Genomic DNA, 16424 nt, shown 5'->3' with positions numbered 1-16424 from the left:
AGCTGACCGGGTGATTCTGCGAAGCAAAAGCCGAAAGGACCCGTCACATGTCTTTTGATCTCTGGCTCGCCTTTGCCGCCGCTTCGACGGCCTTGCTCCTGATACCCGGGCCGACGGTCCTTTTGGTGCTCAGTTACGCCTTGTCCAAAGGGCGCCCCGTTGCCGTAGCTTCGGCGACAGGTGTTGCATTGGGCGATCTTGTAGCCATGTCGGCCTCGCTCGCAGGTTTGGGTGCATTGGTTCTGGCCTCTGCATCTTTGTTCACGGTGCTAAAATGGGCGGGGGCTGTCTATCTACTCTGGCTGGGGTTCAAGTTACTGCGTTCGGCGCCATCGAAGGGTATGACAACGCTTTCTACCGGCGGCGAAGTTACGCCTCGTAGTGTGTTTTTTCACACTGCTTTGGTCACGGCCCTTAATCCAAAATCAATCGCCTTTTTTATTGCCTTTGTTCCGCAGTTTCTGCGTTTGTCCGATCCCCTTTTACCGCAATTCGTACTGCTTATCGCAACGTTTGTGGGGTTGGCTGGCCTGAATGCTTTGGCTTACGCGCTGCTTGCTGACAAACTCAGACAGTGGATCGGACGCCCGGCTGTGATCGACGGTTTGACCCGATTTGGTGGGCTCACTTTGATGGGAATGGGACTGGCCACCGCGTTTTTGCGCCGCCCCGCCTGATAGTGTTTAGTCTTCTTTGTTCTCATTCAAAAACCCGCGAATAAAGCGGCGAATTTCTCTGGCTGCGCTAGTATCAAGGTCCCTGCACAGATCGACAAAAGCGTCTCTTTCAGCCTTGTCCAATCGAAGGACAAGTTGAGCATTTTTCTTACTCGACGACTTGCCATCCTTTTTCTGCATTGTTTCCGCCCCCCACGTTTGATCGCCACATACCAATGTTCTTTGTATATACAAAGCATAGCAACTCAATATGTGACAACACGAGTAACCAGAAAGAACCGAAACCAGTTGAACCTGTTAATCGCAACATCTCTTCTCATTCAAGACCACCGCAATTAGCAAAACCCCCACATTCTTTGGCGACCGTCAGCATTGTATCGCAGCCACGTCGGCAAGTAGGACAAGAAGTAAACGACGGCGTGTCTCGCTATGCCCAAATTGGACGGTTTGACACTTGCAAGCTGAGGTCACATCGGCCAAACCCCATTTATTCTGACCTGAATTGGGGGCGCTAAATGCCAAAGAAAACATCGGTACAAGACTACATCCGCACGATCGTAGACTTCCCTCACGAGGGGATCATGTTTCGAGATGTGACAACCCTGTTTGCTGATCCCCGCGGGTTCCGCATGGCCATCGATCAGATGCTGCATCCCTACGCAGGCGAGCAAATCGACAAGGTCGTCGGGCTTGAAGCCCGCGGCTTTATCCTTGGGGGTGCAATTGCACATCAACTAAGTGTCGGCTTTGTTCCCATTCGCAAGAAGGGCAAGCTTCCGGGAACAACAATCAGTCAAGACTACAAGCTTGAATATGGCGAGGCGATTGTTGAAATCCACGACGACGCCATTCAGCCGGGCGAAAAAGTTCTGGTCGTAGATGATTTGTTGGCCACTGGAGGCACAGCTGAAGCAGGCATCAAGCTGATCGAACGTCTGGGTGGTGAAATCATCTCTTGCTCGTTCATTATCGATCTTCCTGACCTGGGCGGCCGCAAACGACTGGAAGAAATGGGTATGGACGTCCATGTCTTGTGCGCATTCGAGGGAGAGTAAGTCAAAAATCGGTCACAAGATCGTGACTGGATTTACTGGTCTTGCGCGGCTTAGCGCAAGACGACACCGCTTCAAGCCAAGAAACCGTGGGCACTCTTTGATCCGGCTGCCATGCCATCCCGTAGCCTTTCCATTGCCACTGACGGCATGACAAGGAGGATACCTTATGTTTCGCAAATTCGCTCTGATCGCGGCTGCTACAGCCATCACTGCAACCGCCGCTTTTGCAGGCAACACATCCAAAGACATTGTCGACACCGCCGTAGGCGCGGGCGACTTTGGCACCCTGGTGGCTGCAGTTCAGGCAGCCGAACTCGTCGACGTCTTGAAGGGCGACGGCCCATTCACCGTTTTCGCCCCAACCGACGCGGCATTTGCGGCCCTGCCGGAAGGAACGGTTGAGAACCTCCTCAAGCCCGAAAACAAGGATCAGTTGATTGCGATCCTCACCTATCATGTCGTTCCGGGTAAAGTCATGTCGACCGACCTAAGCGATGACATGAAAGCTGCGACTGTACAGGGCAGCAATGTCACCATTGATCTGGACAATGGGGTTATGGTCAACGACGCGACTGTGGTTGCGGCTGATATCGACGCCAGCAATGGCGTGATCCACGTGATCGACAAAGTTATTCTGCCCAGTTCGTAAACGATTTAGGCGTGGCTAGTTTTACCGCCACCCACACTGCGTATACCCACTTCTAAGCGCGCAAAACAGCGCCAGGGTTCATGATACCCAATGGGTCGAGGGCGGCTTTGACCGCCCTCATCGCGGCCAGCTTGGTCGGGTCGCCATAGCGTTCCAGATCCGCCGCCTTTAGCCGTCCGATGCCGTGTTCGGCGCTGATCGATCCGCCCATCTGATGCACCAGATCATGCACGATGCGGGTCAGATCGCCCGCCATTGGTTTAAATGCATCTCGCGACTGCCCTTTGGGTGGGAAGATGTTGTAGTGCAGGTTTCCGTCGCCAGCATGGCCAAAGGCGTTGATGCGGAATTCGCCCTTGGCCGCAATGCGTTTGCCTGCTTCCTCCACAAAATCCGGGATCAGCGATATCGGGACCGAGATGTCGTGGCTGGCGATGGAGCCGATGAGGCGGTTCGCCTCGGGGATGTGCTCGCGCACGGTCCAAAGCTCTTGCCGCTGCGCCTGTGATTGCGCAATCACGCCATCCAGAGCCAGCCCCTGCTCAGCGGCCTGTTCAAACAGCAGTTCAAGCATCTGCGCCGGGTCTAGTCCGGCCCCCAGCCCCAGTTCGATCAGCACGCACCATTCAGGCGGCTCGGCAAAGGGTTGGCGGACGTCCGGCAAAACCTCAGCCAGGAACTCCAGTCCCTGCCTATGGATCAGTTCAAAGGCGCTGACGCCATCCCCAACGATCGCACGCGCCAAGGCGAGCAGCTCCAACGCGGCAGCAGCCGAGGGTACAACGATCATCGCCGTACCCTGCCCCACTGGTACAGGCGAGAGTTTCAATGCGGCGGCGGTGATGACGCCCAGCGTCCCCTCGGACCCCACGAGCAGGTTGCGCAAATCATAGCCAGAGTTGTCCTTGCGCAGCCGGGTCAGGCCGTTCCAAATTTCGCCGTTGGGCAGTACCGCTTCAAGTCCTAGGCACAGATCGCGCGTATTGCCATAGCGCAGAACATTCACGCCGCCCGCATTGGTCGCCAGATTACCACCTATGCAGCACGACCCTTCGGCAGCCAGCGACAGAGGAAACAGTCGCCCCTCGGCCTCGGCCGCCGCCTGAACATCAGCCAGTACAGCGCCCGCCTCTGCCACCAACACGTTTTCGGTCGGGTAGACGCCCCGGATCGCCGACATGCGTTCGAGCGAGATCACCAGCGGCGCCGGGCCATCCCATGCCACCTGCCCGCCCACCAGTCCGGTCCCACCACCATAGGGCAGCACCGGCACGCGCGCCTCGGCTGCGGCTTTGACCAAGGTTGAGACCTGGTTCACGTCACGCGGCAAAGCCAGAACACCAACCCGCCCTTCGCGTCTGCCGCGCGGGTCTTGGGCATAACGGGCTTCGGGCGGGCGCAGTACATCCTCGGGCACAAGGGTGTTCAACCGCGTTGCAAATGCCTCATCCGCCGCGTTCAAAATCATGCCAATCCTCAAGAGCTAGTTGTCAGGTTCAATCAGGTGTTTAGGCTCAAGCACGATCACCGTGGGACGGTCGGGCAAGGTTGCCAGGGACACTTCGATCTCGTTTATCCAGTCGCGCCGCACATCGAATTCTTCGCGAACTCCGACAAGAAACGCCCCAAGCGTATAGTCGCCAAACCAATGCATGGGAATAACAATTGACGACTTGAGCCGGTTGATCACCTTGATCATTTCCGGCAGTGCAAGTGTTGAGCCGCCATCCACGGCGGCCATCACCACATCGAGCCGCCCAAGTGCCGCAAACTGTTCGTCGCTTGGCATGTGATGCAGGTGGCCAAGATGCCCAATGCACAGCCCCTCGACCTCGAAAACAAAGATCGAATTGCCCTTGGTTTCGACCCCGCTGAACTGCGAGCGGATGTCGGTCGAGACATTGCGGACCAGCATTTCCCCCAGATCCAGGTGATGCTCGATGCCTTGGCCGAACTCTTCGCCCCAACCGTTAAGGGGGTGTTTGATCGCCGGGTCGGGAAAGGCGGTCCAATGGGTTTCATGGGCGTGGTTCATGGTGACCACATCGGGGATCAGATCCACATTGCCGATGAATCCGGTGAAATCTGTCACTGCGCTCAGCCCCCCATGAGTCTGCAACAGGAAAGAGGCATGGGCGATATAGCTGATCCTGACCGAATACTTCGGCACCGGATCCTGCCAGCTGGCTTTGTGTAGATACTCGAGACCGGGCGCGGCATCTGCAATGGCGATGCAGTGGCTTGGCCGCCGCTCTTGCGCGCCCGCTGCCGCTGCCACCAAACTCAAGACACCTGCCAGAATCCACCGCATGAGAGAAGTCTAGCGCAGATGAGCCTCAAGTCACCCTATCTTCTTCTTGTTAATAAATCGGCGAGGTTTGGGGCAAAGCCGCAATCCGAACTCACCACACATCACCCGGCGTCGGTTTTTCCACGCCGGTCACTGCGCAGTGATGCATACAATACATGCGTTCGCCACCGCCCGCTGATCTGCAAATAGGACTGCGCAACGCCTTCGTACTTGAAACCCGAGCTTTCCAGCAGCCCACGAGAGGCAGCGTTTTCAGGCAGGCAAGCCGCTTCGATACGACTAAGGTCAAGGCGGGCAAAAGCGTAATGCAGCATCGCACCGATGGCTTCGCGCATAAAGCCTTGGCGCGCATAGGCCTGACCAGTCCAATAGCCCAGTGTACCCGCTTGTGCAGGGCCGCGACGGATGTTGTCCAGCGTGATGGCCCCCAGCAGGCGCTCGTCTTCACGGCGAAACAGAAACAGTGGGATGGCCGTGCCGCCCGAGACCGAGCGCTGCGCCCAATAGACCCGGTTGGTGAAAGCCTTGCGGGTCAGGTGATCGGCGGCCCAGCTGGGCTCCCACGGGGTCAGGTAAGCTTCGCTTGACCGGCGCAAGGCAGACCATTCGCGAAAATCTGAATGCACCGGCGGGCGCAGGCTCAGACGTTCGGTCTCGATCTTCAGCTTGCGCTTGGACAGAAGCATCAGGCGGCGCGCCTCTGCTGCAACTCCTCCAGAGACGGTGCCGCATCGACCGGGCCATAGACCGCAAGTGCAGCAGGCGCATTGACAGCCATCTGCTCGGCAAAGGCGCGCACGTCTTCGGTCGTGACGGCGTCGATACGGGTCACGGTATCTTCGAGGGAGGGCACCTCGTCCCAGATTTGAACCAATCGGGCCAGACGTTCAGCGCGGTTCGACGGGCTTTCCAGCCCCATCAACATCCCGGCTTTCATCTGGGCGCGGGCACGGGCGACTTCTTGATCTGACATGTCGTCAGCGGCGCGCTTCATCTCGTCGATGGTGATGCCCGCCAATTCCGCGACCTGCTCGCCGGATGTGCCCGCATAAATCGTGGTGGCGCCGGTGTCGGCATAGGCGCCGGTTTGAGCAAAGATCGTATAGCAGAGGCCGCGGGTTTCGCGCACTTCCTGAAACAGACGGGACGACATGCCGCCGCCCAAAGCACTGGAATAGATCTGCGCCGTATAGATCTGATCGTCGCGGTATCCGGGGCTTTCCAGCGCCAAAGCAAAATGCGCCTGCTCCAGGTCTTTGAGCTGGCGCGCCTCACCGCCGGTAAACCGGGCGGCATCGGCGATCAGGCCCTTGCGGGGCTTCAGATGGCCAAACATCTCAGTCGCCAGTTTGACCAGCATGTCGTGATCCACAGCACCAGCGGCAGACAGGATCATCTGTTCAGGGCCATAGTGTTCCGCCACAAAGCCCGACAGGTCCTCGCGCGTGAAGTTGCTCACCCGCTCTGTCGGGCCCAGAATGGTCCGCCCCAAAGGTTGATCGCGATAGCTTTCTTCCTGCAGCCAGTCAAAGATCACATCATCTGGCGTATCTGCCGCCTGACCGATTTCCTGCAGGATCACACCGCGCTCGATCTCGATCTCTTTGGGGTCAAAGATCGGGTTCATCACGATGTCGCCGATCACGTCCATCGCCAGCGGCACGTCCGCCTTGAGCACGCGAGCATAATACGCCGTTACCTCGCGCGAGGTGTAAGCGTTGATATAGCCGCCCACATCCTCGATCGCCTCGGCGATCTGCAAGGCGCTGCGCCGCTCGGTCCCCTTGAACGCCATGTGTTCAAGGAAATGGGCGATGCCGTTCTGCTCGATGCGTTCATGGCGTGCAGCCGGCGGCGACCCAGATTCCGATCGAGGCAGATTGCAGCCCCGGCATGTGTTCACTGACGATCCGGAAACCGTTGCTCAGCTGATCCTGTCTTACTGTCACTTGGCGATATGCTCTTTGATATGGGATTGCAGGACGCCCAGATCATTGGCAACGCGGGTCATCCGTTCCGAGCGTTCATATAGATCAGACATGCGAGAGGGAAGAGGTGGATGTACACCGCTGGCCTCTTCGACCGCTGCCGGGAATTTGGCGGGGTGTGCGGTGGCAAGGGTGATCATCGGTGTGGCGGCATCGCGTTGCGCCTCGCCGACCATCACGCCGACAGCCGAGTGTGGGCAAAGCAGCTCACCGCTCGACGCCAGTGTCGATTTAATCGTCGCCAGTGTCTCGTCTTCGCTGACGCGGCCAGAATCGTATTGCTCGCTGAGGGCTTCCATCGCGCCTTGGCTGACCTCGAACCCGCCGCCCGATTTGAGCTCGTCCATCAACTGCGACACGGCGTTGCCGTCACGGCCATAGGCGAAATACAAAGCGCGTTCAAAGTTCGAGCTGACCTGAATGTCCATCGACGGGCTGATCGAGGGGATCGTCTCGCCCTTGTGATAGCCCTGCCCGCTCAGGCAGCGGTGCAGGATGTCGTTCTGGTTGGTGGCCACAACCAGACGCTCGATCGGCAGGCCCATCTGCTTGGCGATGTAGCCGGCAAAGATGTCACCAAAGTTGCCGGTGGGCACGGTAAAGCTGACCTTGCGATGCGGTGCGCCAAGCGACACGGCTGAGGTGAAGTAGTAGACCACCTGCGCCAACACGCGCGCGATGTTGATCGAGTTCACACCGGCCAGTTTGACGCCATCGCGGAAGTCGAAGTCGTTGAACATCTCTTTGACCGCCGCCTGGCAGTCGTCGAAATCGCCATCCAGCGCCAACGCGTGAACGTTTGCCTCTTGCGGGGTGGTCATCTGGCGGCGCTGCACCTCAGAGACGCGGCCATCGGGGAACAGGATGAAGACGTCGACCGCGTCGAGGCCCTTGAACGCCTCCATCGCCGCCGAACCGGTGTCACCTGATGTGGCGCCGACAATGGTCACGCGGTCGTTGCGGCGTTTCAGAGCAACCTGGAACAGCTGACCGATCAGCTGCATGGCGAAGTCTTTGAACGCCAGCGTGGGGCCGTGGAACAGTTCCAGCAAATAGTGGTTTTCGTTCAGCTGCACCAAAGGCGCACGGGCGTCATGGCCGAATACCGCGTAGGCGCGGTCGATGATGGCGCGAAATTCTTCGTCCGAGAAGCTGTCACCGACAAAGGGGCGCATGACGCGGTAAGCGACTTCTTCATAAGATTTGCCCGCAAGGTCGGCGATCTCGTTCTTGGTCATCGTCGGAATTTCGGCAGGCACATACAGGCCGCCGTCGCGTGCCAGGCCGGTCAGCATGGCTTCTTCAAATGTCAGCTCGGGCGCTTGGCCCCGGGTCGAGATGTATTTCATCGCTCTCTAGCTCTCTGTACGGGCGCGGGTGCGCCACAGGAAAAACGCGCTCATGGCGGCCCAGACAAGGGCCAGGCCAAACCATGTGACCGCGTATTGCAAGTGATCGTTGGGAATGCCGCTGGTGTCGACGGGCAAGGGCGTCACATTCGGGTCGGTTTTGGACCTTGCGATCAAAAGGATCGGATCGGCGCCTAAAACAACCGAGGCCATGTCGACCTCACGCGCGAACCAGATCTCGTCCTCGACATCCGGCTCGGGGGTAAAGTCGTCGACCTCGTCCGGCCAGTGCAGGTTGCCGGTGATCGTCATCGGGCCGATGGCGCGGGCGGCATTCTTGTCCTCAAGCGGGACAAAGCCGCGGTCGATCATGATCACGCGTGCGCCATCATCAAACGGGGCCAGGATGCGGTATCCGGGGCCAACGCGTTTGACCGAGACCAGCACGTGGATTTCGCCCGGTAGCATTTCCCCGGTCACGGTGACAGGTAGATAGCGGTCACGCTCGCGGTCGATCTGATCAGGGACGGCGACGGGATCGGCGGCGATGCGGGCCTCGATCTCGGCTAGCACGCCCTCTTTCCAGGCCAGGCGCTGCACCTGCCAGGTGCCCAGATAGAGCAGCACCCCGAGGCCAGCGGCCACGATGATCAGCAGAAAAAGGAAACGGCCCATGGATGTGCCTTGCCCAACTGGTTGAATTGAAAACAGCGCCCGGGACCTGCCCGCGCGCTGTGCTTGTTACGTGTTGTCAGCCGTTTTGCAACCGCCAGACGCCTTTCTTTACAGGACCGACTGGCCCCAGAGGTAGACGGCGAAGAACAGGAACAGCCAAACAACGTCAACAAAGTGCCAGTACCATGCGGCGGCCTCGAACCCGACGTGCTGCTCGGGGGTGAAGTCACCCTTGCCCGCACGCGCCAAGCAGACCAGCAGGAAGATGGTCCCGATCAGAACGTGGAAACCGTGGAAACCGGTGGCCATGAAGAAGTTCGAGTAGAAGATGTCGTCGCCGAATTTCCAGCCTTCGTGAGCCAGCAGCTCGTAGTATTCGAACGCCTGCAGGAAGGTAAAGAAGACGCCCAGAACGATACCGATCGCCAGACCCTGAATCAGGCCCTTGCGGTCGTTGTCGTGCGCCAGAGCGTGGTGCGCCCAGGTGACGGCGCAACCCGACAGCAGCAGAACAACGGTGTTGATCAGCGGCAGGTGGAAGGCGTCAACCACGTGGATGTCGGGCTGGACGTATTCGGTGCCGGTGTACTCCTGCATCGGATACATCGCATGTTTGAAGAACGACCAGAACCACGCGAAGAAGAACATGATTTCGGACATGACAAACAGGATGAAGCCATAGCGCAGGCCGATGCGCACGACGGGCGTGTGGTCGCCTACGCGGCTTTCGACCACGACCTTGGACCACCAGTCGTACATCGTGTAGAGTACCAGAACCAAGCCGCCCCAGAACATGTAAGGCGTGATGCCGTGCATCCACAGCACAGCGCCGAACAGCATGACAAAGCCGCCGATCGCGCCCAGGAAAGGCAGGATCGATGGCGGTAGAATGTGATAATCGTGGTTTTTAGCGTGTGCCATTTCAGTGTCCCTCACCTAGCGGCTTAGTTCGTTTGATTGTCTGCTTTTGTATCAAGGGCAGCATAGCCCTCGGGCAGATCAATTTCGTGGAATGTATACGACAACGTGATCGTATGAACATACTTGGCTTCTCGATCCTCGACAATTTCGGGATCGACAAAGAAGGTCACGGGCATTTGCACCCGCTCACCTGGTTGCAGCACCTGCTCTTCGAAGCAGAAGCACTGAATCTTGTCAAAATAGCCACCGGCGGCATAGGGCGTCACATTGTAGGACGCCTGCCCTGCCACGGGGCGGTCGGTGGGGTTGTAGGCCTCATAGAACGCCAGCCCGGTTTCGCCGATACGCACCTCCATGGTACGCTCGACCGGTTTGAACTCCCATGGCATGTCGCGGTCTTTGGACGCGTCGAACCGGACCTTGATGGTTTGATCCAGGATCGTTTCCGAACCGGTTGCAGCCACGCCGGTGACGCCGCCAAAGCCGGTGACCCGGCAGAACCAGTCATAAAACGGCACCGACGCCCAAGCCAAGCTGCCCATCAGGACAACCACGCCAACGGTTTGAAACACCGTTTTCTGGGGACCGCTCATCGCCATCAGTTCTGCACCTGCTCGTTTGGCACCATCTGGAAGTCCCCACGCGACACCTTGACGATGGTCAGGCTGAACACGATCACGATGAAGGCGGCGAGCGTCAGGCCGACGCCCAGATTGCGGCCATAACGACGACCGTGGAGTTCATGTTCCTTGCGCAGGCTCATGACCAGCCTCCTAGACCATAAGGTTTCAGGACAGCTTCGGCCAGGATCGCGCCGAAGTGCAGGAAAAGATAGAGCAGCGAAAGCTTGAAGAAGCTGCGCTCAACCTTGAAGTTGTCTGCCTCAGAATCGTCCTCGGTGCGGCGCGAGATCTTCCAGGCGCCGTGCAAGAACATGGCGTTCAGCACCACAGCAACGGTCAGGTAGATCGGGCCGCCGATGCCTGAGAACGCAGCGCCAACGGCAAGCAAAGCCAGCAGCGCGGTATAGACCAGGATGTGTACACGGGTGGCGCGGCGACCGTGGGTCACGGTCAGCATCGGCACGCCCGCATCGTCATAGTCCGAACGCATGAATAGCGCCAAGGCCCAGAAATGCGGCGGGGTCCACATGAACACAAGGGCAAACATCAGCCAGGGTTCAACCGCCATCGTTCCAGTTGCCGCGATCCAGCCGATCACGGGTGGGAACGCACCCGCCGCGCCGCCGATCACAATGTTCTGCGGGGTCGAGCGTTTCAGCCACATCGAGTAGATGACGACGTAGAAGAAGATGGTGAAGGCCAGGAACAGGCCGGCAAACACATTGGTCGCCAGCGCCAGCATGATCACCGACAGACCGGACAGCGCCAGACCAAGGCTCAGCGCCTCGCCTTCCTGCACTTTCCCCGACGGGATCGGGCGGCCCTTGGTGCGCTTCATCACACGGTCGATGTCAGCATCCCACCACATGTTCAGCGCACCAGATGCGCCGCCACCGATGGCGATGAACAAGATGGCGCAGAAGCCAACGACCGGATGCACCGATATTGGTGCCGCCACCAGACCAACAAAGGCCGTGAACACGACCAGAGACATCACGCGCGGTTTCAGCAGCGCGAAGTAATCGCCAAAGCTGGCCTCGTCCTCATAGCCTTGTGTCTGGCTCTGGGTGCTGGCGTTGATGCTTGCGTCGGTCATCTTGGGTCCTTCGGGGCGAAAAATGCGCCGCGTGGCGCACCTTACATCTTACTTTCGGCTGCGTCGGGGCACGCCCAGCGCACCCCGTCCGTCTGTCATCCGAACCTTAGTTCGAGGCGACCTGATAGGTCTGCGGAACGCCCGCATACTCTTCGATCGCGCCTTTCAGCCACTCTTCATAAGCTTCTTCGCTGACCACTTTGACGGTGATCGGCATATAAGCGTGGTCCTTACCACACAGCTCGGAGCACTGGCCGAAGTAGATGCCTTCTTTGTCGGCTTTGAACCACAGCTCGGCCAGACGACCGGGAACCGCGTCCTGCTTCACGCCAAAGGCCGGGATGGTCCACGAGTGGATCACGTCCGCACCGGTCACCTGCATCACGACGGTCTTGCCAACAGGCACGACAACGGCGGTGTCGGTGGCCAGCAGGTATTCATCCTGGCTGTAACCGGCGTCTTCTAGACCTTCACGGCCCAGCATGAAGCTTTCGAAGCCAAACTCGTGGTCAACGTATTCATAACCCCAGTACCACTGGTAGCCGGTCACCTTAATGGTGATGTCACCTTCGGGGATTTCCTGCTGGTTGAACAGCACCGGAAGGCTGAAGGCACCGATGCCCACCAAGATAACGATCGGACCAAGGGTCCACAGGATCTCGATCGGGGTGTTGTGAGTGAACGATGAGGGGTTCGGGTTTGCGCGGCGGTTGAAGCGCAGGATCACGTAAAGGATCAGACCGGCAACAAACAAGCAGATCACAGTGATGATGATCAGAAGCAGGTTGTCCAACCAGTGCAATTCGGAGGCCAGACCAGTTGCCGCAGGCTGAAAGCCCATGGCGCCGTCGACGGGCTTGCCGATGATTTCCAGATCTTGCGCCGCGGCGGGCAGGCTGAGAAGTGTGGCAAACAGCCCCGTAAGCGTGAAAAGGTTTTTCATTTCGTGTCCTGATCGTTTGATCTTTTTGTCCCTGACGGGGCACGGTGAATCAAAACGCACCGCTCCCATTGTCTTTGTCGACGCTAAAAATCATATTCCGGGTGGCAGATAAAGCAAAATGCTTGCGTCAAACAGACGCTATTTTTGATCTGGATCAAATGAACGAGGCCCCGCGCATGTCCCAGGACACCTTTCGACCTTTTGAAACCGTTCTTCCCATGGATGACGCCCTGTCTGTCCTGCAAGGGGCAACCGATGGGGCCGATGACGGAGAAGTCTTTGTAGAACGGCGAAAATCCGAATCACTGGTGTTTGACGACGGGCGGCTGCGCTCTGCGTCTTATGATGCGTCTGAGGGGTTTGGTCTGCGCGCGGTTCAAGGCGACGTGACCGGCTATGCCCATTCGACCGAGGTGTCGATCGCAGCGATGAAGCGGGCGGCTGAAACAGCACGGCTTGCAGTCGGCGCAGGAGGCGGCACCACGGCCGAGGCCCCTGCCCGCACCAACACGCATCTCTATACCGACGACGACCCGATCGAATCCGCCTCATTTCCGGTCAAGATCGAGACGCTGCGCGAGATCGACGCTTTTGCCCGCGATCTGGATTCCCGTGTGGTTCAGGTTTCGGCATCGCTGGCAGCCTCCTTGCAAGAGGTCGAGATCCTACGCCCCGACGGTGTGCATGTACGCGATGTGCGTCCGATGACCCGTGTGAACGTGTCAGTCATCGTCGAACAGAATGGCCGACGCGAGATCCGGTAGCGCCGGGGGTGGCGGACGTGTGGGACTGGACGGGTTGATCGACCCGGTAGATTGGCAGGCCAAGGCGCGCGAGGCGCTGCGGGTGGCTTTGGTAAACCTTGAGGCAGTCCCTGCCCCCGCAGGTGTGATGGAAGTGGCGCTTGGCCCCGGCTGGCCCGGCATCTTGCTGCACGAAGCCATCGGTCACGGGCTGGAGGGTGATTTCAACCGCAAGGGCAGTTCGGCCTTTGCGGGGCTGATGGGGCAACAAGTGGCGGCCAAGGGCGTGACCGTGCTGGATGATGGCACCATCCCGGATAGGCGCGGGTCGATTACCGTGGATGACGAAGGCACGCCATCGAACAAGACCACGCTGATCGAGGACGGCATTCTAGTGGGCTATATGCAGGACCGCCAGAACGCACGGCTTATGGGGGTCGCCCCCACCGGCAACGGGCGTCGCCAAAGCTATGCGCACAAACCCATGCCACGCATGACCAACACCTACATGTTGGGCGGTCAGGCTGATCCGGCGGATCTGGTCGCGCAGATTAAGGATGGTATCTGGGCCGTGGGCTTTGGTGGAGGTCAGGTCGACATTACCAACGGCAAGTTCGTGTTCTCCTGCACCGAGGCCTACCGCGTCGAAAACGGTAAGATAGGCGCGCCGGTCAAGGGCGCGACCCTGATTGGCGATGGGGCATCTGCCCTGAAACGGATCCGGGGCCTTGGCAACGACATGGCGTTGGATCCCGGCATGGGAAATTGCGGCAAGGACGGGCAATGGGTGCCCGTGGGTGTCGGCCAGCCGACTGTGTTGATGGACGGGCTGACCGTGGGTGGTTCTGCCGCCTGACGAGCGCTTACGCCGCGCGCATGGTCTGAGCCGGTTCCGGCATCAGAAACACGCTGCGCGCGGTGTCCGATGTCAGTCGGCTTTTGCCGTACCACTGCAACAGGACGTCTTTTGACATCAGATCGGGGTTTTCGGCCACGAACCCCGAAAAATCGCCCTGTGTTGACTGGATCTGCCGCTCGGCAATCAGGCTCATGAAGGCATATGTGATCGTTAGGTTGAATTTCTGCGGCGCCCCGGCGGCGGCGGCCAGAGTGCGAATGCCCTTTGCATAGATCGCTGCGGCATCAATGAAATCGTACTTCTGCAACAGCTCATAAGCGACCTGCACATGCTCGGCATGCCCGAACTGGGTGTTGTCGATCTCATGCGCTTCAAACGCCTGCGTGAGGTCCGAGGTTTGGGGGTGGGTCATGTGTTGTCCTCTTTGAACATGTGACTGTCGGCGGCAGTCCAGTCCAGGTCATAGACGCTTTTGAGTTTTTCGATTTTCGCAAGCGTTTCGTCCGAAAAGGGCGGTTTTCCTTCAAAGCTATGCAGAGCCATGCCCTCGATCAGGTCGCCAAGGGACATATCGAGGTGTTCGGCCAGCGCCTTGAGGGTTTTCAACAACCGTTTTTCGATGCGTATGCCGGTCTGAACGCGTTCTGGTTTTTTGATCATAATTGTTATCTAGGTACACAGGTAACATGAGTCAACAATGTAAAGTCAGCGGCCGTTTTTCCCGTGCGATTCTGCTGCAACAGCCTTGTCTGCTTGGGGGATGTGCTCCTCCGTTCAGTATTTTTTTCATTTGATTTCAAATGGAAACGGCGGATTAGTCAAAAACACGAAGAAGAAACGGAATAAATTTTAGTCGATTCACCGCGCGTTAACCCCCTCACCTGTAAACCTTGAACTGCAACAAGGCGGAGCACAGGATGACCGAGGAACTGAATTCTTCCAATCACCCCCACTCCCACCCACCACGGAAGATGATCGGTTTTCGTGGCTCCGTCTTTTGCGCTCGCGACGGGTCGGGCCGACAACGTTTCGGCGTCTCCTGAGCGAACATGGCACAGCGCAGAACGCGCTTGCCGCGTTGCCCGAAGTGGCGCGCGCTGCCGGTGAAAAGGACTATGAAATCTGTCCAGCCGGTGTAATTTCTGCAGAGCTCAAGGCTGCAAAGGCCGCCAAAGCGCGGCTTTTGTGCCTGGGCGATGCTCTTTACCCCAAGTTTCTTGCCGATATCTCGGACGCGCCGCCCCTGTTGTGGGCGATTGGCGATACGTCACTAGTGACCCAGTCAATGATAGCGATGGTCGGCGCTCGCAATTGCAGTTCTCTGGGTGCGCGAATGGCCCGGGCTTTGGCTCATGATTTGGGGGCCAAGGACAACGTCATTGTGTCAGGGCTGGCGCGTGGCATTGATACGGCGGCGCATCTGGCGTCTTTGAAGACGGGAACCGTGGCAGTTATGGCCGGTGGTGTCGACGTGATTTATCCGTCAGAGAATGCCGGGCTGGCCAATGATATTGCCCAGCAGGGTCTGCGTATTTCAGAACAACCGATGGGCCTGCGCCCGCAGGCACGCCATTTCCCCCGACGCAACCGCATCATCTCGGGCATGTCTCAGGCGGTTGTTGTGGTCGAAGCGGCGGCCAAATCCGGCAGCCTGATCACAGCGCGCGATGCGCTGGACCAAGGGCGTGAGGTTCTGGCGGTGCCGGGCCACCCCTTTGATGCACGCGCCGCTGGCTGCAACATGCTGATCCGCGATGGTGCCCAGTTGGTGCGCAACGCCGATGACGTGATTGCCGCCCTGCCGATGCAAGAGCCCGAGCAGCCGCACTTGGCTTTGGATCAGGTCCTGCAAGAGGCACCCGTGCCCGCGCAAAAGCGCACGTTGCAGGAAACCGCACAACTGCACACACAGATCCTGAACCGGCTTGGACCATCGCCCGTGGCCGAGGATCAGTTGATCCGCGACCTGCAGGCCTCGGCCGGGGATGTGGGTCCGGCGTTGGTGGATCTGGAGCTGGATGGCAAGATCAACCGTCAGGCGGGTGGCTTGCTGTCATTGGCGCACTGAAAGTTATTGTCCCTGACAAACCTCGGGTGTCACATGGCGCCATGTCGCGCAAAACTCTGGCGCGGACCACCAGACGTCAGTCGCGCCAATCGACCATTGCACGGCGACCCATACGGTGCCGGACTTCCGGTAGAGCACGTCAAACCGTAGGCCATCGAGTTCTTCATAACTTAGTGCGCCCCGCCTGTAAGCCGGGGTGGAATACAAGTCGATTTCGGAACCACCCGGTCTTTGCGGAGACAGCGACCCATAGGCGACATCGCCATCCACCCGCAGATCGTTCACCACAAACTGCACCGGCGCGCCCAACTGCCATTCGGCCAGCGGGCGCAAGGCGCTCATCAGGTCACTGCGTGTTTGACCGCCGCGCGCGGGTTCCGTCCAAGCCTGCGCTGACGTCGCAAACATCACCCACAATACAACCACCCAAACTGCACGCATTCCTGCCCCCTGTACCAAAAACGCTT

General features: G+C 58.7%; 18 protein-coding genes and 2 pseudogenes. 5 read left to right on the top strand and 15 right to left on the bottom strand.

Going from position 1 to position 16424, the window contains the following annotated elements; genetic code table 11:
• Positions 1-47 precede the first annotated feature (47 nt).
• A complete protein-coding gene (locus tag ACZ1HE_RS06640) occupies positions 48-677 on the top strand; it encodes a LysE family translocator (protein ID WP_472620074.1) in 630 nt (209 codons plus the stop codon).
• A gap of 6 nt (positions 678-683) precedes the next feature.
• On the opposite strand, the gene ACZ1HE_RS06635 is transcribed toward ACZ1HE_RS06640, so the two are convergent.
• On the bottom strand, positions 684-857 hold the full coding sequence (locus ACZ1HE_RS06635; protein WP_472620073.1) for a hypothetical protein: 174 nt from the start codon (positions 855-857) through the stop codon (positions 684-686).
• Between the two features lie 335 nt (positions 858-1192).
• Here ACZ1HE_RS06635 and ACZ1HE_RS06630 point away from each other — a divergent pair, with 335 nt between their 5' ends.
• Positions 1193-1732, top strand: a complete 540-nt coding sequence (locus ACZ1HE_RS06630) for an adenine phosphoribosyltransferase (RefSeq protein ID WP_472620072.1) — start codon at positions 1193-1195, stop codon at positions 1730-1732.
• Between the two features lie 166 nt (positions 1733-1898).
• The gene (locus ACZ1HE_RS06625; RefSeq protein WP_472620071.1) at positions 1899-2381 is read left to right on the top strand and encodes a fasciclin domain-containing protein; all 483 of its coding nucleotides are present in this window, start codon (positions 1899-1901) and stop codon (positions 2379-2381) included.
• Between the two features lie 52 nt (positions 2382-2433).
• Here ACZ1HE_RS06625 and ACZ1HE_RS06620 read toward each other — a convergent pair whose 3' ends face one another.
• The 11 genes and pseudogenes from ACZ1HE_RS06620 to coxB form a co-directional block, all read right to left on the bottom strand.
• Positions 2434-3849, bottom strand: coding sequence for an FAD-binding oxidoreductase (locus tag ACZ1HE_RS06620; protein ID WP_472620070.1), 1416 nt, complete (start codon positions 3847-3849; stop codon positions 2434-2436).
• A 15-nt stretch (positions 3850-3864) separates the two neighbouring features.
• Positions 3865-4692 (bottom strand): MBL fold metallo-hydrolase, encoded by an 828-nt coding sequence (locus ACZ1HE_RS06615; RefSeq protein WP_472620069.1) that lies wholly within the window; start codon positions 4690-4692, stop codon positions 3865-3867.
• Between the two features lie 101 nt (positions 4693-4793).
• Positions 4794-5378 carry a GNAT family N-acetyltransferase gene (locus tag ACZ1HE_RS06610; RefSeq protein WP_472620068.1) on the bottom strand — a complete coding sequence of 195 codons (585 nt, stop codon included), beginning with the start codon at positions 5376-5378 and terminating at the stop codon, positions 4794-4796.
• A pseudogene (locus ACZ1HE_RS06605) lies at positions 5378-6641 on the bottom strand (M16 family metallopeptidase). The gene ACZ1HE_RS06610 and the pseudogene ACZ1HE_RS06605 overlap by 1 nt, the downstream one beginning before the upstream one ends.
• Positions 6638-8029 (bottom strand): threonine synthase, encoded by a 1392-nt coding sequence (gene thrC / locus ACZ1HE_RS06600; RefSeq protein WP_472620067.1) that lies wholly within the window; start codon positions 8027-8029, stop codon positions 6638-6640. Before thrC ends, ACZ1HE_RS06605 begins: the two are co-directional and overlap by 4 nt.
• A 6-nt stretch (positions 8030-8035) precedes the next feature.
• Entirely contained in the window at positions 8036-8704 is a 669-nt protein-coding gene (locus ACZ1HE_RS06595; RefSeq protein WP_472620066.1) for an SURF1 family protein, read from the bottom strand.
• Positions 8705-8812: 108 nt separating this feature from the next.
• Complete coding sequence (locus ACZ1HE_RS06590; protein ID WP_472620065.1) at positions 8813-9625, bottom strand: cytochrome c oxidase subunit 3; 813 nt, start codon at positions 9623-9625, stop codon at positions 8813-8815.
• 23 nt (positions 9626-9648) lie between these two features.
• On the bottom strand, positions 9649-10224 hold the full coding sequence (locus ACZ1HE_RS06585) for a cytochrome c oxidase assembly protein (protein ID WP_472620064.1): 576 nt from the start codon (positions 10222-10224) through the stop codon (positions 9649-9651).
• Entirely contained in the window at positions 10224-10388 is a 165-nt protein-coding gene (locus tag ACZ1HE_RS06580; protein ID WP_472620063.1) for a hypothetical protein, read from the bottom strand. The genes ACZ1HE_RS06585 and ACZ1HE_RS06580 overlap by 1 nt, the downstream gene beginning before the upstream one ends.
• Positions 10385-11344, bottom strand: a complete 960-nt coding sequence (gene cyoE / locus ACZ1HE_RS06575; RefSeq protein ID WP_472620062.1) for a heme o synthase — start codon at positions 11342-11344, stop codon at positions 10385-10387. Before cyoE ends, ACZ1HE_RS06580 begins: the two co-directional genes overlap by 4 nt.
• A 106-nt stretch (positions 11345-11450) precedes the next feature.
• A complete protein-coding gene (gene coxB / locus ACZ1HE_RS06570) occupies positions 11451-12287 on the bottom strand; it encodes a cytochrome c oxidase subunit II (RefSeq protein WP_472620061.1) in 837 nt (278 codons plus the stop codon).
• Between the two features lie 176 nt (positions 12288-12463).
• Here coxB and tldD point away from each other — a divergent pair.
• Positions 12464-13886: pseudogene (gene tldD / locus ACZ1HE_RS06565) on the top strand (metalloprotease TldD).
• 7 nt (positions 13887-13893) lie between these two features.
• Here tldD and ACZ1HE_RS06560 read toward each other — a convergent pair.
• Complete coding sequence (locus ACZ1HE_RS06560; protein ID WP_472620060.1) at positions 13894-14301, bottom strand: hypothetical protein; 408 nt, start codon at positions 14299-14301, stop codon at positions 13894-13896.
• Positions 14298-14549 carry a hypothetical protein gene (locus ACZ1HE_RS06555; protein WP_472620059.1) on the bottom strand — a complete coding sequence of 84 codons (252 nt, stop codon included), beginning with the start codon at positions 14547-14549 and terminating at the stop codon, positions 14298-14300. The genes ACZ1HE_RS06560 and ACZ1HE_RS06555 overlap by 4 nt, the downstream gene beginning before the upstream one ends.
• Before the next feature lie 337 nt (positions 14550-14886).
• Here ACZ1HE_RS06555 and dprA point away from each other — a divergent pair, with 337 nt between their 5' ends.
• Positions 14887-15957 carry a DNA-processing protein DprA gene (dprA, locus tag ACZ1HE_RS06550; RefSeq protein ID WP_472620058.1) on the top strand — a complete coding sequence of 357 codons (1071 nt, stop codon included), beginning with the start codon at positions 14887-14889 and terminating at the stop codon, positions 15955-15957.
• A gap of 3 nt (positions 15958-15960) precedes the next feature.
• Here dprA and ACZ1HE_RS06545 read toward each other — a convergent pair whose 3' ends face one another.
• Positions 15961-16398: a hypothetical protein gene (locus ACZ1HE_RS06545; RefSeq protein ID WP_472620057.1), complete on the bottom strand. Its 438-nt coding sequence runs from the start codon at positions 16396-16398 to the stop codon at positions 15961-15963.
• Positions 16399-16424 lie beyond the last annotated feature (26 nt).

Source organism: Falsiruegeria sp. JB4-1 (assembly GCF_055693495.1).
The sequence above is the reverse complement of the archived record's forward strand: the minus strand, read 5'-3'. Positions and strand labels throughout refer to the sequence as shown.

What these genes read in the sequence shown, in the direction of transcription:
- ACZ1HE_RS06640 (WP_472620074.1), top strand. Translation starts at nt 48, where the DNA reads ATGTCTTTTGATCTCTGGCTCGCCTTTGCCGCCGCTTCGACGGCCTTG.
- ACZ1HE_RS06635 (WP_472620073.1), bottom strand. Translation starts at nt 857, where the DNA reads ATGCAGAAAAAGGATGGCAAGTCGTCGAGTAAGAAAAATGCTCAACTT.
- ACZ1HE_RS06630 (WP_472620072.1), top strand. Translation starts at nt 1,193, where the DNA reads ATGCCAAAGAAAACATCGGTACAAGACTACATCCGCACGATCGTAGAC.
- ACZ1HE_RS06625 (WP_472620071.1), top strand. Translation starts at nt 1,899, where the DNA reads ATGTTTCGCAAATTCGCTCTGATCGCGGCTGCTACAGCCATCACTGCA.
- ACZ1HE_RS06620 (WP_472620070.1), bottom strand. Translation starts at nt 3,849, where the DNA reads ATGATTTTGAACGCGGCGGATGAGGCATTTGCAACGCGGTTGAACACC.
- ACZ1HE_RS06615 (WP_472620069.1), bottom strand. Translation starts at nt 4,692, where the DNA reads ATGCGGTGGATTCTGGCAGGTGTCTTGAGTTTGGTGGCAGCGGCAGCG.
- ACZ1HE_RS06610 (WP_472620068.1), bottom strand. Translation starts at nt 5,378, where the DNA reads ATGCTTCTGTCCAAGCGCAAGCTGAAGATCGAGACCGAACGTCTGAGC.
- thrC (WP_472620067.1), bottom strand. Translation starts at nt 8,029, where the DNA reads ATGAAATACATCTCGACCCGGGGCCAAGCGCCCGAGCTGACATTTGAA.
- ACZ1HE_RS06595 (WP_472620066.1), bottom strand. Translation starts at nt 8,704, where the DNA reads ATGGGCCGTTTCCTTTTTCTGCTGATCATCGTGGCCGCTGGCCTCGGG.
- ACZ1HE_RS06590 (WP_472620065.1), bottom strand. Translation starts at nt 9,625, where the DNA reads ATGGCACACGCTAAAAACCACGATTATCACATTCTACCGCCATCGATC.
- ACZ1HE_RS06585 (WP_472620064.1), bottom strand. Translation starts at nt 10,224, where the DNA reads ATGGCGATGAGCGGTCCCCAGAAAACGGTGTTTCAAACCGTTGGCGTG.
- ACZ1HE_RS06580 (WP_472620063.1), bottom strand. Translation starts at nt 10,388, where the DNA reads ATGAGCCTGCGCAAGGAACATGAACTCCACGGTCGTCGTTATGGCCGC.
- cyoE (WP_472620062.1), bottom strand. Translation starts at nt 11,344, where the DNA reads ATGACCGACGCAAGCATCAACGCCAGCACCCAGAGCCAGACACAAGGC.
- coxB (WP_472620061.1), bottom strand. Translation starts at nt 12,287, where the DNA reads ATGAAAAACCTTTTCACGCTTACGGGGCTGTTTGCCACACTTCTCAGC.
- ACZ1HE_RS06560 (WP_472620060.1), bottom strand. Translation starts at nt 14,301, where the DNA reads ATGACCCACCCCCAAACCTCGGACCTCACGCAGGCGTTTGAAGCGCAT.
- ACZ1HE_RS06555 (WP_472620059.1), bottom strand. Translation starts at nt 14,549, where the DNA reads ATGATCAAAAAACCAGAACGCGTTCAGACCGGCATACGCATCGAAAAA.
- ACZ1HE_RS06545 (WP_472620057.1), bottom strand. Translation starts at nt 16,398, where the DNA reads ATGCGTGCAGTTTGGGTGGTTGTATTGTGGGTGATGTTTGCGACGTCA.